The sequence below is a fragment of the Bacillus sp. 3a genome, assembly GCF_017161885.1.
GTDB lineage: Bacteria > Bacillota > Bacilli > Bacillales > Bacillaceae > Bacillus > Bacillus safensis.
The window spans coordinates 1,575,637-1,589,438 of sequence record NZ_CP067376.1; the positions used below are offsets into that span (position 1 = coordinate 1,575,637).

The window sequence follows — 13,802 nt, forward strand, 5'->3', positions numbered from 1 at the left end:
ATGAAAGAATGACTTTAGACGAAAGGAGTGGATTAAGCATGTCTTATGTTCATCTTCAGGTCCACAGTGGATACAGCTTATTAAGCAGTGCAGCTAAAGTAAAGGAGCTTGTGCTGAAAGCAAAAGAACTTGGCTGCAAGGCGCTCGCTCTTACCGATGACCATGTGATGTATGGCACGGTTGAATTTTATAAGGAATGTAAAAAACATGGCATCAAGCCGGTTATCGGTTTAACAGCTTCTGTCTTCATAGATGAACAAGAGACAGAGGCTTATCCCTTGGTACTCCTTGCAAAAAACAATGAAGGCTATCAAAACCTAATCAAAATCAGCAGTGTGCTGAAATCAAAATCAAAAGCCGGATTGAAAGAGAAATGGCTCAAAAGCTATCACCGCGGGCTCATTGCCATCACACCAGGCGCATCTGGGTATATTGAAACGCTTTTGCAGCATGATCAGTTAGAAGAAGCACGTGAAGCTGCCAACCAATTGAAGCATATATTCGGCGAGGGACATGTGTATATCGCACTTCAGCCATTTCAGCAGGACGAATCGCTCGCCGGCAAACTGCGGGACGTCTCACAAAGTACAGACATTCCTCTTGTTGCGACGGGTGATGTTCACTATATCAATCGAGAAGACAAAATGGCTTATACGTGCTTAAAAGCGATCAAAGCAGGTAAGCAGCTTTCAGAGATAGAGGAAGACCGAGGAGAAAAGCATTTCAGATCCTTTGAAGAAATGTTGGAATGGTATAGAGATGATCAAGAGCTGCTGACAAGAACGGTGGAGATTGCAAACCGCTGTGAAGTTGATTTAAATCTTGGGCAGACAAAACTCCCATCTTACCCGACTCCTGATCAATCAACAGCAGATCAGTTTTTACGCAGAGTGTGCGCAGAAGGGATGAAGCAAAGAAAGCTTGCTTCAAATGACATGTATGTCAAAAGGCTTGAATATGAGCTGAGCATTATCCAAAAAATGAATTTCAGTGATTATTTTCTCATTGTGTGGGATTTTATGAAATATGCGCATGACAAAGGAATTGTCACAGGCCCTGGGCGGGGATCAGCAGCGGGTTCACTTGTTGCATACGTTCTGTTTATTACGGATGTCGATCCGATCCGTCACGGTCTTTTATTTGAGCGCTTCTTAAATCCAGAGCGGATCAGCATGCCAGATATTGATATTGATTTCCCCGACACGAGAAGAGATGAAATCATTTCTTATGTAAAAGACAAATACGGAGATATGCATGTGGCGCAAATTGTCACGTTTGGAACACTGGCAGCAAAAGCTGCTTTAAGGGATGTTGGTCGTGTGATGGGAATTGATTCAAAGGCAGCGGACCGTCTTGCCAAGCTGATTCCATCAAAGCCAGGAACGACGCTGAAAGAAGCGGTGACTGCATCTTCTGAATTAAAAACGATGCTTCAGCAATCCGATGAGCTTCGAAAGGTCTTCCAAACTGCTTTAAAAGTAGAAGGCTTGCCAAGACACACCTCGACACATGCAGCTGGCGTTGTGCTGAGCGAGGAGCCGCTGACAGAGGTCGTTCCGATTCAAGACGGCCATGAAGGTGTGTATTTAACGCAGTATGCGATGAATTATTTAGAAGATCTCGGACTTTTAAAGATGGATTTCTTAGGACTCAGAAATTTAACATTAATTGAATCCATTAAAAACCAGATTGAAAGACAGGAAAACGTCCACATTAACTTTAGTGACATTTCATATGAGGATCAGAAAACGTTTGAATTGTTATCCGCAGGAGATACAACTGGAATATTCCAGCTTGAATCACAGGGGATGCGTCAGGTGCTAAGGCGCCTGAAGCCGTCTAGTTTAGAAGATATCGTGGCGGTCAATGCCCTCTATCGTCCAGGTCCAATGGAAAATATCCCGCTTTTTATCGACCGAAAGCATGGCAGAGTCAAGGTCTCCTATCCTCATCCTGATTTGTATGACATATTAAAGGATACATATGGGGTCATCGTCTATCAGGAGCAAATCATGCTGATTGCAGCGAAGATGGCTGGTTTTCAGCTGGGCGAGGCAGATCTATTAAGAAGAGCTGTTTCAAAGAAGGATAAAAAGGTCCTGGATGAAGAGCGAAGCCATTTTGTTGAAGGATGCCTAAAAAAGGAGTATCCTGTTAACATTGCAAATGACGTTTATGACTTAATCGTCAAATTTGCAAACTATGGTTTTAATAGAAGCCATGCTGTTGCATATAGCATGATTGGCTTTCAGCTTGCTTATTTAAAAGCGCATTATCCGTTATATTTTATGTGCGGTCTTTTAACGAGTGTAATTGGAAATGAAGACAAAATTGCTCAATATTTCTATGAGGCGAAGGAAAAAGGGATATCTGTGTTGAAGCCTTCTATTAATAAGAGTGAGTTTCCATTTACGGTTGAAAAAGGGGAGATCCGCTACAGCTTAAGAGCGATCAAAAATGTCGGAGTGTCAGCTGTAAAGGATATATACAGAGCAAGACAGGAAAAGCCGTTTGAAGATTTATTTGATTTTTGCGCAAGAGTATCACCAAAGAGTGTCAACCGAAAAACGATTGAAGCGCTCATTTTTTCAGGGGCGATGGATGAATTTTATCCCAATCGTGCTTCGTTATTAGCATCGATAGATATCGCGTTAGATCACGTGTCATTTTTAAATCCAGAGGATCAGCTGGACTTTCTTGGGGATACAACCTTCTCCATTAAGCCAAAATATGCGGAGATAGAAGAAATGCCGCTTGTTGATCTCCTGCAATTTGAAAAAGAGGCACTCGGGTTATATTTATCAAATCATCCAGTACAAGCGTACCGAGACCGCTTAAGAGAGAATGGTGCAGTGGAAATCATCAGACTTTCTTCCTATATTAAGCGTAGAATCTCAATGGGTGGTCTTTTGACAAAAGTGAAATCGATTCGGACAAAAAATGGACAATCGATGGCATTTGTTACATTTGGGGATGAAACGGGAGAAATGGAAGGCGTCGTCTTTCCAGAGCAATTTAGAAAGCTGTCCCCCTTACTTGAGGAGGGCAACATGCTTTATGTTGAAGGCAGAGTAGAGGTCAGAAATGACAGCAGTCAAATCATCGTGCAAGAAGCTGCTTTACTGGAAGAGATGGATGCAAAAAGAAAAGAGTCTGTCTACATTCGTGTGAAAGAAGAGAATCATACGCAGGAGCTGCTAGAGCAAGTAAAACGAATCCTTTCGATGCACAGAGGAGGAGCAGATGTCTATTTGTATTATGAGAAGCAAAAAAAGACGATGAGACTTCCAGATGCATACAAAGTTCATGCAGATCATGCTGTCATTTTCCAGTTAAAAGAGCTGCTCGGTGAACAAAACGTTGTGATTAAATGATGACAAATCGCCTGAATATGTTTTACAAATTCACCTATTGTGTTATCATTTTAAAGATTCTGTTTATTTAAAACTGCCAGTATGTGCTTATCAACTTAGCAAATCATTAAATCATTTTCCACTTGAAGGAGTGTTCATCACATGTCATTAAGAGAAGAAGCATTACATATGCACAAAGAGAATCAAGGCAAACTCGAATCAAAATCAAAAGTACAAGTGAAAAATGCGAAAGACTTGAGCTTGGCTTATTCACCTGGTGTTGCAGAACCATGTAAAGATATTTATGACGACACAAGCAAAGTGTATGATTATACAATGAAAGGCAATATGGTCGCTGTTGTCACAGACGGAAGCGCTGTTTTAGGACTTGGAAATATCGGTGCAGAAGCATCTCTTCCAGTAATGGAAGGGAAAGCTGTATTATTCAAAAGTTTTGCAGGCGTAGATGCCTTCCCAATCGCGCTTGCAACAAACGATGTAGACAAAATCGTTGAAACAGTGAAGCTTCTTGAGCCGACTTTTGGCGGTGTGAACCTTGAAGATATTGCAGCGCCTAACTGCTTTATCATCGAAGAGCGCTTGAAAAAAGAGACAAACATTCCAGTTTTCCACGATGATCAGCACGGAACAGCGATTGTGACAGTAGCAGGACTTGTGAATGCACTGAAGCTATCTGGAAAATCCATGTCTTCAATTAAAGTAGTGGCAAACGGCGCCGGAGCAGCAGGGATTGCGATTATCAAGCTTCTTTATCATTTCGGTGTACGTGATATCATTATGTGTGATACGAAAGGTGCTATTTACGAAGGCCGCCCGAACGGTATGAATGCAGTGAAAAACGAAGTAGCTAAATTCACGAACCAAGACCGCAAAGAAGGTTCATTAGAAGAGGTCATTGAAGGCGCAGATGTCTTTATCGGGGTTTCTGTAGCAGGCGCTTTAACAAAAGAAATGGTTGGAAAAATGGCAAAAGATCCTGTCATCTTTGCTATGGCTAATCCAAATCCAGAGATCATGCCAGAAGATGCACATGCAGCAGGAGCAAGTGTTGTAGGAACTGGCCGTTCTGACTTCCCGAACCAAGTGAACAACGTACTGGCATTCCCAGGAATTTTCCGCGGAGCATTAGATGTACGTGCAACTCACATTAACGAAGAAATGAAAATCGCAGCTGTTGAAGCGATTGCGTCTCTTGTTTCAGATGAAGAATTGTCAGCTGAATATGTCATCCCTGCACCATTTGATGCACGCGTAGCACCAGCGGTAGCAAAAGCGGTGGCAAAAGCAGCAATGGAAACTGGCGTTGCAAGAATCAAGGTCGACCCAGAAGCTGTCGCTGAAAAAACAAGAAAATTAACGATTATCGGCGAATAATCAACTGGAAAAGTGTGCACGTTCTTTCTGAAACTGGAGAAAAACGTGCACCATTTCCTCTCTTACGCGAAAATTTTTTCATCCGGAATGAGATTTTTTTGTAGACGTTCACAATTCAAACATATCAACTGCTCAGCGCCCCAAACACATACTCATTTCTCATCAATTCCCCACTGAAAAAATTGAATGAAGGATGACAGCGTTTGACAAAAAAAGTACAATAGTTTCGGTACAGTTATGACATGTCCTATAATAGTGGATGTGCGTGTAAAGAAAAAACCCTTCAAAAAGGGAGGTAGTCATTTGTCAATCAAGAATATTTTCAGTAAAAAGAAAAAATATGCATCTGTACCCTCTGAACAGGCAAGTCAAGATGTGCCTGAAGGCATCATGACCAAATGTCCGCAATGTAAAAAAATAATGCTCACCAAAGAACTAGATAAAAATTTACGTGTTTGTATGAATTGCGGCAGACATTTGCAAATGAATGCAAAACAGCGTATTGAAAGCCTTGTAGATGAAGGCACATTTGAAGAATTTAACGGGCACCTCATTTCATCAAACCCGCTCGGTTTCCCAGGCTACGAAGAAAAGCTTGAGAAAGACAGAGAAAAAACATCTTTGAATGAAGCCATTGTCACAGGTAAAGGTGAAATTGAAGGCCAAAGTGCTGTGATTGCTGTCATGGATGCCACGTTCCGTATGGGCAGCATGGGATCCGTTGTTGGTGAAAAGATCACGCTGGCGATCGAGAAAGCAAAAGCGGACAAGGTGCCATTTATTATCTTTACTGCTTCTGGCGGAGCGAGAATGCAAGAGGGAATTCTCAGTCTCATGCAGATGGCAAAAACAAGTTCAGCATTAAAACTGTTCAGCGAGGATCAAGGTTTGATTATCTCTGTGATGACGAACCCAACAACTGGCGGTGTATCAGCTAGTTTTGCGTCTCTCGGTGATTACAATTTTGCAGAACCTGGTGCTTTAATTGGTTTTGCAGGCCGCAGAATCATTGAACAAACGATTCGTGAAGACCTGCCAGAGGACTTCCAGACGGCTGAATTTTTAATGAAGCATGGACAGCTTGATGCTGTGATTCATCGTGCAGAAATGAAAGAAACACTAGGCCGAATCTTAGCACTACACAGCACAGGAGGTGAACGAGAGTGGCTGGAGAATTAGAATTTGAAAAACCTGTCATTGAACTTCGAGCGAAAATTGATGAACTGAAAAAGTTCACACAAAACTCAGAAATGGATTTAAGTGCAGAAATTGAGCGCCTTGAAACACGTCTGAGTAAGCTTGAAGCAGACATTTATACAAATTTAAAGCCGTGGGACAGAGTGCAGATTGCTCGGCATGCGATGCGCCCAACAACTCTCGATTACATTCAAGAGCTGTTTGACAACTTTTTCGAATGTCACGGTGACCGTTTTTATGGTGATGATGAAGCGATCGTTGGAGGAATTGCCACGTTTAAAGGGCTTCCTGTCACGGTTATTGGCCATCAGCGCGGTAAAGATACAAAAGAAAACTTGCGCCGTAATTTCGGAATGCCTCATCCAGAAGGCTACCGTAAAGCGCTGCGCTTGATGAAACAAGCAGATAAATTTAATCGCCCGATCATTTGCTTTATTGATACAAAAGGAGCTTATCCTGGTAAAGCAGCTGAAGAGCGCGGACAAAGTGAAGCAATTGCGAAAAACCTATTCGAAATGGCAGGACTTCGTGTACCAGTTGTCTGTATTGTCATTGGAGAAGGCGGAAGCGGCGGCGCACTAGGCTTAGGCGTAGGAAACCACCTATTCATGCTAGAAAACTCAACATATTCAGTGATTTCACCTGAAGGTGCAGCAGCACTGCTCTGGAAGGACTCATCACTTGCGAAAAAAGCTGCAGAATCAATGAAAATTACCGCTCCAGACCTAAAAGAATTAGATATTATAGATGATGTTATTAAAGAAGTGCAAGGTGGAGCACATCGAGACGTGAAACAACAAGCAGCTTACATGGAAAAAACATTAAAACAGTCACTTACATCTTTGCTCAAACTAACGCCTGAAGAACTAGTCGAACAAAGATATGAAAAATACAAAGCAATCGGGAAAGTCTCGATTGAAAATCAATATATTGGGGTAAACTAAATAAACGTACAGCCTTTTTGGCTGGCGTTTATTTTTTTCATCTTTTTTCATGAAAACCGTCTTCATGTAAGCGCTATTTGAAAATAATTTTCTTTTGTTTTCATAAAATTTGAAACGTCTGAAAACCTTGACATGACAAGGTTTATAGCACTTGCCTTTACAGATTTCAGAGAGATTTGCTTTCATTACGTTCTTAACTTTTGTTTAAAAACGGTTTATTTAATTGTATAATAAGTACGGTTTTAGAAATTCGTATTGAAAACATCCAAATTTGCTCATGATTGTTTTCAAGCAGTGGAAATGGTATGTTTAATTCATATATGGTCTCTGAGGTGAAAAAGATGAAGCGTATAGGAGTTTTAACAAGCGGTGGGGATTCCCCAGGAATGAATGCAGCTGTGCGCGCAGTTGTAAGGAAAGCAATTTACCATAATGTTGAAGTTTACGGTATTTATAATGGATACTCAGGTCTAATTAACGGTAAAATTGAGAAACTCGAAATAGGTTCAGTAGGCGATATCATTCATCGTGGAGGAACAAAACTTTACACGGCAAGATGTCCTGAATTCAAGACAGTTGAAGGTCGTGAAAAGGGAATTGAAAACTTAAAAAAATTCGGTATTGAAGGACTTGTAGTCATTGGTGGAGACGGGTCATTTATGGGAGCAAAGAAATTAACAGAGCTCGGTTTTCCATGTGTAGGTGTTCCAGGCACGATTGACAACGATATTCCAGGTACTGATTTTACTATTGGCTTTGATACAGCACTGAATACTGTCATTGATGCCATTGATAAAATTCGTGATACAGCCACATCTCATGAACGTACATACGTAGTGGAAGTAATGGGAAGACATGCTGGTGATATTGCCCTTTGGTCAGGTCTTGCGGGCGGAGCCGAATCTATTTTGATTCCTGAAGCAGACTATGACATGGACGAAATTATTGCTAGGTTAAGAAGAGGTCACGAACGCGGCAAGAAGCATAGTATCATCATCGTTGCAGAAGGCGTAGGCAGCGGTGTTGAATTTGGTAAGCGGATTGAAGAGGAGACAAGCCTTGAAACACGTGTATCTGTCTTAGGGCATATTCAGCGCGGAGGTTCTCCGAGTGCGTTTGACCGTGTACTGGCAAGCCGTTTAGGAGCATATGCAGTCGAGCTTCTTCTTGAAGGACAAGGCGGACGCTGTGTAGGCATTCAAAGCAATGAACTCGTTCATCACGATATTTTAGAAATCTTAGATAAAAAACATACAGTCGATAAAAATATGTACCGACTTTCACAAGAGCTCTCTATATAAAACGAGAAGACCTTAGGAGGAACAGTAATGAGAAAGACAAAAATCGTTTGTACAATCGGTCCAGCAAGTGAAAGCATTGAAAAGCTGACTGAATTGATTGAAGCAGGAATGAATGTAGCCAGACTAAACTTCTCCCATGGAGATTTTGAAGAGCATGGTGCACGCATTGAAAACATACGTAAAGCAGGTAAAACATTAGGCAAGGACATTGCGATCCTTCTAGATACAAAAGGTCCAGAGATCCGTACACGTACAGTTGAAAACGGCTCAATTGAGCTAGTCGCTGGTGCTGATCTTATCGTGAGTATGGAAGACATTGTTGGAAATACGGAAAAAATTAGTGTGACATACGAAGATTTAATTCATGATGTAGAAGTAGGTTCAACGATTCTATTAGATGATGGTCTGATTGGTTTAGAAGTAAAAGAAATTAACAAGGACCGCAAAGAAATCGTCACAAAAGTCATGAATACAGGCACACTCAAAAACAAAAAAGGTGTCAACATACCTGGTGTCAGTGTAAACCTGCCTGGTATTACAGAAAAGGATGCCAATGATATTCTGTTTGGAATTGAACAAGGCGTCGATTTCATCGCAGCTTCTTTTGTGAGACGAGCTTCTGATGTTCTTGAAATTCGTGAGCTTCTTGAAAAGAACAATGCGACTGATATTCAAATCATTCCTAAGATTGAAAACCAAGAGGGTGTTGATAACATCGACGAGATCCTTGAGGTATCTGACGGTTTAATGGTTGCGCGTGGAGATCTTGGTGTAGAGATCCCGGCAGAAGAAGTACCGCTTGTTCAAAAAATGCTGATCAAAAAATGCAATCGCTTAGGCAAGCCTGTCATCACAGCGACTCAAATGCTGGACAGCATGCAGCGTAACCCTCGTCCAACTCGTGCGGAAGCAAGTGACGTGGCAAATGCTATTTTTGACGGTACAGATGCGATTATGCTTTCTGGTGAAACAGCAGCAGGAACATATCCAGTAGAAGCCGTACAAACAATGCATAACATTGCATCACGTTCAGAAGAAGCACTAAATTATAAAGCCATTCTTTCTCGCAGAAGCGAAGAAGTAGAAGTCAGTATTACAGACGCGATCGGTCAATCTGTTGCACATACAGCAATGAAGCTTGATGTAGCAGCGATTGTGACACCGACGGAAAGCGGACATACAGCAAGAATGATTTCAAAATATAGACCAAAAGCACCAATCGTAGCAGTTACTGCAAACGAATCAGTTGCGAGAAAGCTATCTCTTGTATTCGGTGTATTTGCAAAGAGCGGCTCAAAAACGACGTCTACTGATGAAATGCTTGAGAATGCAGTAGAGAAGTCTATTGAAACAGGCTATGTAAGACACGGCGATTTAATTGTGATTACAGCCGGTGTGCCAGTTGGTGAAACAGGTACGACGAACTTAATGAAAGTATATGTTGTCGGTGACATTATTGCGAAAGGTCAAGGGATTGGCCGTAAATCTGCATTTGGACCGGTTGTCATTGCACAAAGCGGAAAAGAAGCAGAAGAAAAAATGTACGATGGTGCGATCCTAGTTGCAAACTGCACAGATCGTGATATGATGGGAGCTTTAGAAAAAGCATCTGCCCTTATCACAGAAGAAGGCGGTTTAACAAGCCATGCAGCAGTTGTTGGACTAAGCCTCGGCATTCCAGTGATTGTTGGTCTTGACAGCGCCACGACACTTTTAAAAGAAGGCGAAGAGATTACAGTAGATCCAGCACGCGGAGCGATCTACAAAGGCCGTGCGAGCGTCCTTTAAATCATCCAAGAGGGGAGTTGTCTGACTCCTCTCTTTTTTTATGTTACACTAAAAAAAGTAAACAGCTTTCGATGAAAGATACCCCATGAGGTGATATGGTTGAAGAAATATTTTCTACTATTATTAATTCTGTTCCCTGCGGTGGAAATTAGTTTATTTTTAATCTCAAGTAAAATTATTGGCATTTTGCCAACGATGCTGCTCATCGTGCTGACAAGTGCCTTAGGTGCTTATTTTGCAAGAAAACAAGGTATAGAAGCCTTCCAAAAAGTGCAGCGAGATTTGCAATATGGAAAGATGCCAGGGGGAGCGATTGTCGATGGTTTTTGCATTCTAATCGGCGGTCTGCTGCTGCTCATACCAGGCTTCTTATCGGATCTCATTGGGGCTTTGCTGCTCATTCCGGTGACGAGAAAGGGAATCAAGCCGCTCTTTGAACGCTGGCTTAGAAACATGTCTAATCGTAACCGCTACACGATCATTCGTTAAAGAGACCTTCAGGCTGAAGGTCTCTTTTATTTTTGCATGCCATACCGAATGTACTCATAAATATCTCTGAAAACTCCTGCATTACGGAACGCCTGCCACACGACAAGTGAGGCAGGGCCAATCACAAGTCCTAAGAAACCAAACCATTTTAACCCGACAAATAGCGCTACAAGCGTTGCTAAAGGATTAAGTCCGATGGATTTGCTTAAGACTTTTGGCTCTGATATTTGTCTTTGAATGAGGACGACAATATACAAAATGCCCAGTCCAATGGCGAGGGAAAGATTTCCTGTCATAGCAGAATAAATGATCCACGGTAGAAAAACAGTACCGCTCCCGATATATGGAAGTAAATCGACGAGCCCAATACATAAAGCAATCACAAGGGCGTGCTCAACTTTTAAAATGATGAGTCCAATCAATACAATACCAATCGTCATGGCCACAAGCAGGAGCTGGGCTTTCATAAAGCCAGTAATGGCTTTTTTGATTTCAGATAAAATGGCGCGTGTATGCTGCATCCATTTTGCGGGAAAGATACGTGAGCCATATGTTTTTAACGTAAACCAATCCTTCGTGATAAAAAAAGTTGCGAGAGCAGAAAATAACAGAGTGGCTGCTGCATCAGGCAAAAGACCTAAAAACGCTGGAATAAGCTCGAGTGTTTTCGAAAGAAAAGTCCCGATTTTTGCGGCCGCTTCATCACCGAGTGCTTGAATTTGTCCCAAAATCGATTCCTTTTGACCTGCTTGAAGCGTATTAAATTGGGCCGTCATATCATGATATAAAGGCAGAATCTTGTCTGTGAAAAATTGCTCTACAATACCAATCATTTGATCAAGATGGCCAGGCAGCACTTTTGCCAAATAAGCACTTCCTGAAATGATTTCCGCAACTAAAAGCGTCATTAAGCCGGCAGCTGCAACTAAAAAGAGCAAGAGCACAATGACCACAACAAATCCTCTCGGCATTCCGGTGATCTCTTCGATTTTGCATACGGCAGGATGAATCAAACAAGACACAATAAGGGCGATCCAAAAAGGATATAAAAACGGAAAAGACTGATATAAAAAGACAACCGCAAAAACAGCAATGCTGATCATCATCAAACTTCGCAGAAAAATGGCCACATAGGCGTGATTCACACAATCCCCTCCAAAAAACAAGCATGTCCGATACTTCATTTTATTCAAAAAGATTAGTAATATGAAAAGGTCGCAATAAAAAGAAAGAAAGGAGCGGCGTATGTTTACTCAAGCAAATTTATTTTTGGTACTTTTACTCGTTATTGCACTTATTGCAAAAAACAATTCGTTAATTGTAGCGGTCTCTGTGCTGATCGCGATTAAGCTGATTGGCCTGGATCAAAAAATTTTCCCGGTTCTCCAATCTAAAGGCATTAATTGGGGAGTCACTGTCATTACCATTGCTGTGCTGGTCCCGATTGCAACAGGTGACATTGGATTTAAGCAGCTTGGAGAAGCGATGAAATCTTCCTATGCTTGGATAGCTCTTGGAGCGGGTATATTAGTAGCATTAATTGCAAAAAACGGGATTGTGCTACTCGAAAATGATCCGCATATTACGGCAGCGCTTGTGTTTGGTACCATTTTGGCAGTCAGCTTATTTAAAGGTGTGGCTGTTGGGCCGCTCATCGGGGCAGGAATCGCTTATTTGGCGATGCAGGCTGTGAAATTTTTCAGCGGGTGAAAAGAGAGTGGTTCCTGCCACTTTCTTTTTTAAATTTTTTCTTGCGTGAGCTTTTGCAAAAAAACATAATTAAATATATTAAAAGAAGCAAAATCCCTTTATTCCATGCCTGATATGGGAGACTGGAAAAAAAAATATCAAAAAAAATTATAGTTAAACATTTAACAAATGTCTGATTATTGTTTATAATGGGAATAGGCTTAATTTTGAACTCATTGATCATACAAGAGATATGAGGCTTAAAGCGCTCTAACCGTATAGGTAAATGTAAGCATTTTCTTTTCTGAGCCTGTTATCTTATTCGGATTGGATAGCGCTTTCAAAAAGTGAGAATTCTGCAACGAAGGGGAATCTTTTTAAAAAGGGGAGATTGAACATGACAGCAACAAGAGGTCTTGAAGGTATCGTGGCAACAACTTCATCCGTAAGCTCAATTATTGATGATACTCTTACTTATGTAGGGTACAATATCGATGATTTAACTGAAAAAGCTACATTCGAAGAAATTGTCTACCTGTTATGGCACTTAAAGCTGCCGAATGAGCAGGAGCTGAGTGAATTAAAACAGCAGCTCAATGAAAATGCTCAGATTCCGCAAGAAATCATTGAGCATTTTAAATCTTATTCGCTCGATGGGGTTCATCCAATGTCTGCGATTCGTACAGCAGTATCCTTACTAGGTTTACTCGATGACGAATCAGAGATTATGGACAAAGAAGCGAATTACAGAAAGGCGATTCGCTTACAGGCGAAAATTTCTGGACTAGTCGCTGCATTTTCACGTATTCGCAAGGGACTTGAGCCTGTACAGCCAAAAGAAGAATACAGCTATGCTGCAAACTTCTTGTATATGCTAAATGGCGAAGAGCCGTCACCAGTAGAAATTGAAGCCATTGATAAGGCACTTATTCTACATGCGGATCATGAATTAAACGCATCGACATTTACAGCACGTGTATGTGTTGCTACACTATCAGATATCTACTCTGGTGTAACAGCGGCTATCGGTGCGCTAAAAGGACCGCTTCATGGCGGCGCTAATGAAGGCGTGATGAAAATGCTTTCAGAAATTGGCGAAGTTGAAAACGTAGATTCCTATATTCATGGTAAGCTAGAGAAGAAAGAAAAAATTATGGGCTTTGGCCACCGCGTATACCGTCAAGGTGACCCGCGTGCAAAGCATCTAAAAGAAATGAGCCAGCGTTTAACAAACCTCACTGGCGAGCCGAAATGGTATGAAATGTCTGTTCGCGCAGAGGAAATCGTGACATCAGAGAAAAATCTTCCACCAAATGTTGATTTTTATTCTGCATCTGTATATCACAGTCTTGGGATTGATCATGACTTGTTTACACCAATTTTCGTGATCAGCCGATTCTCTGGATGGATTGCTCACATTCTAGAGCAATATGACAACAACCGTCTCATCCGTCCAAGAGCTGACTACATTGGACCTGATCTTCAAACCTTTGTTCCGATCAGTGAAAGAGACTAATGTTTATAGAATAAGCGGGGGCTGATTTCAAAAGGCCAATCAGCCTCCATATCAACAAAAAAACGAATCACGTGAAAAACTTTTTTGCTTGCAGACATCAAGCCAAGAAGTTTCAAATATTCACTACATA

10 protein-coding genes are annotated in these 13,802 nt (G+C 41.5%); 9 read left to right on the plus strand and 1 reads right to left on the minus strand.

All coding sequences use genetic code 11. The features are described from left to right. Nucleotides 1–38: 38 nt before the first annotated feature. The 7 genes from dnaE (at nucleotide 39) to JJ692_RS07960 (ending at nucleotide 10,467) form a co-directional block, all read left to right on the plus strand. Nucleotides 39–3,374 carry a DNA polymerase III subunit alpha gene (gene dnaE, locus JJ692_RS07930; protein ID WP_206534390.1) on the plus strand — a complete coding sequence of 1,112 codons (3,336 nt, stop codon included), beginning with the start codon at nucleotides 39–41 and terminating at the stop codon, nucleotides 3,372–3,374. A 141-nt stretch (nucleotides 3,375–3,515) separates the two neighbouring features. After that, nucleotides 3,516–4,748, plus strand: coding sequence for an NADP-dependent malic enzyme (ystJ, locus tag JJ692_RS07935; RefSeq protein ID WP_025092260.1), 1,233 nt, complete (start codon nucleotides 3,516–3,518; stop codon nucleotides 4,746–4,748). 303 nt (nucleotides 4,749–5,051) lie between these two features. Next, nucleotides 5,052–5,927 (plus strand): acetyl-CoA carboxylase, carboxyltransferase subunit beta, encoded by an 876-nt coding sequence (accD, locus tag JJ692_RS07940; protein ID WP_024424796.1) that lies wholly within the window; start codon nucleotides 5,052–5,054, stop codon nucleotides 5,925–5,927. Next, nucleotides 5,912–6,889, plus strand: a complete 978-nt coding sequence (gene accA, locus JJ692_RS07945) for an acetyl-CoA carboxylase carboxyl transferase subunit alpha (protein ID WP_024424795.1) — start codon at nucleotides 5,912–5,914, stop codon at nucleotides 6,887–6,889. Before accD ends, accA begins: the two co-directional genes overlap by 16 nt. 341 nt (nucleotides 6,890–7,230) lie before the next feature. Continuing rightward, nucleotides 7,231–8,190 (plus strand): 6-phosphofructokinase, encoded by a 960-nt coding sequence (pfkA, locus tag JJ692_RS07950; RefSeq protein ID WP_024424794.1) that lies wholly within the window; start codon nucleotides 7,231–7,233, stop codon nucleotides 8,188–8,190. A gap of 27 nt (nucleotides 8,191–8,217) precedes the next feature. Further along, the gene (gene pyk, locus JJ692_RS07955; protein WP_024426143.1) at nucleotides 8,218–9,978 is read left to right on the plus strand and encodes a pyruvate kinase; all 1,761 of its coding nucleotides are present in this window, start codon (nucleotides 8,218–8,220) and stop codon (nucleotides 9,976–9,978) included. Nucleotides 9,979–10,077: 99 nt separating this feature from the next. After that, nucleotides 10,078–10,467 carry an FxsA family protein gene (locus JJ692_RS07960; protein ID WP_024424793.1) on the plus strand — a complete coding sequence of 130 codons (390 nt, stop codon included), beginning with the start codon at nucleotides 10,078–10,080 and terminating at the stop codon, nucleotides 10,465–10,467. Between the two features lie 26 nt (nucleotides 10,468–10,493). Here JJ692_RS07960 and ytvI read toward each other — a convergent pair whose 3' ends face one another. Then, entirely contained in the window at nucleotides 10,494–11,612 is a 1,119-nt protein-coding gene (gene ytvI / locus JJ692_RS07965) for a sporulation integral membrane protein YtvI (RefSeq protein ID WP_024424792.1), read from the minus strand. 100 nt (nucleotides 11,613–11,712) lie between these two features. Between ytvI and JJ692_RS07970 the strand changes: the two genes are divergently transcribed. Both JJ692_RS07970 and citZ read left to right on the plus strand, forming a co-directional pair. Continuing rightward, nucleotides 11,713–12,177 (plus strand): DUF441 domain-containing protein, encoded by a 465-nt coding sequence (locus tag JJ692_RS07970; protein ID WP_024424791.1) that lies wholly within the window; start codon nucleotides 11,713–11,715, stop codon nucleotides 12,175–12,177. A 376-nt stretch (nucleotides 12,178–12,553) separates the two neighbouring features. Further along, nucleotides 12,554–13,672 carry a citrate synthase gene (gene citZ / locus JJ692_RS07975; RefSeq protein ID WP_024424790.1) on the plus strand — a complete coding sequence of 373 codons (1,119 nt, stop codon included), beginning with the start codon at nucleotides 12,554–12,556 and terminating at the stop codon, nucleotides 13,670–13,672. Nucleotides 13,673–13,802: the final 130 nt, after the last annotated feature.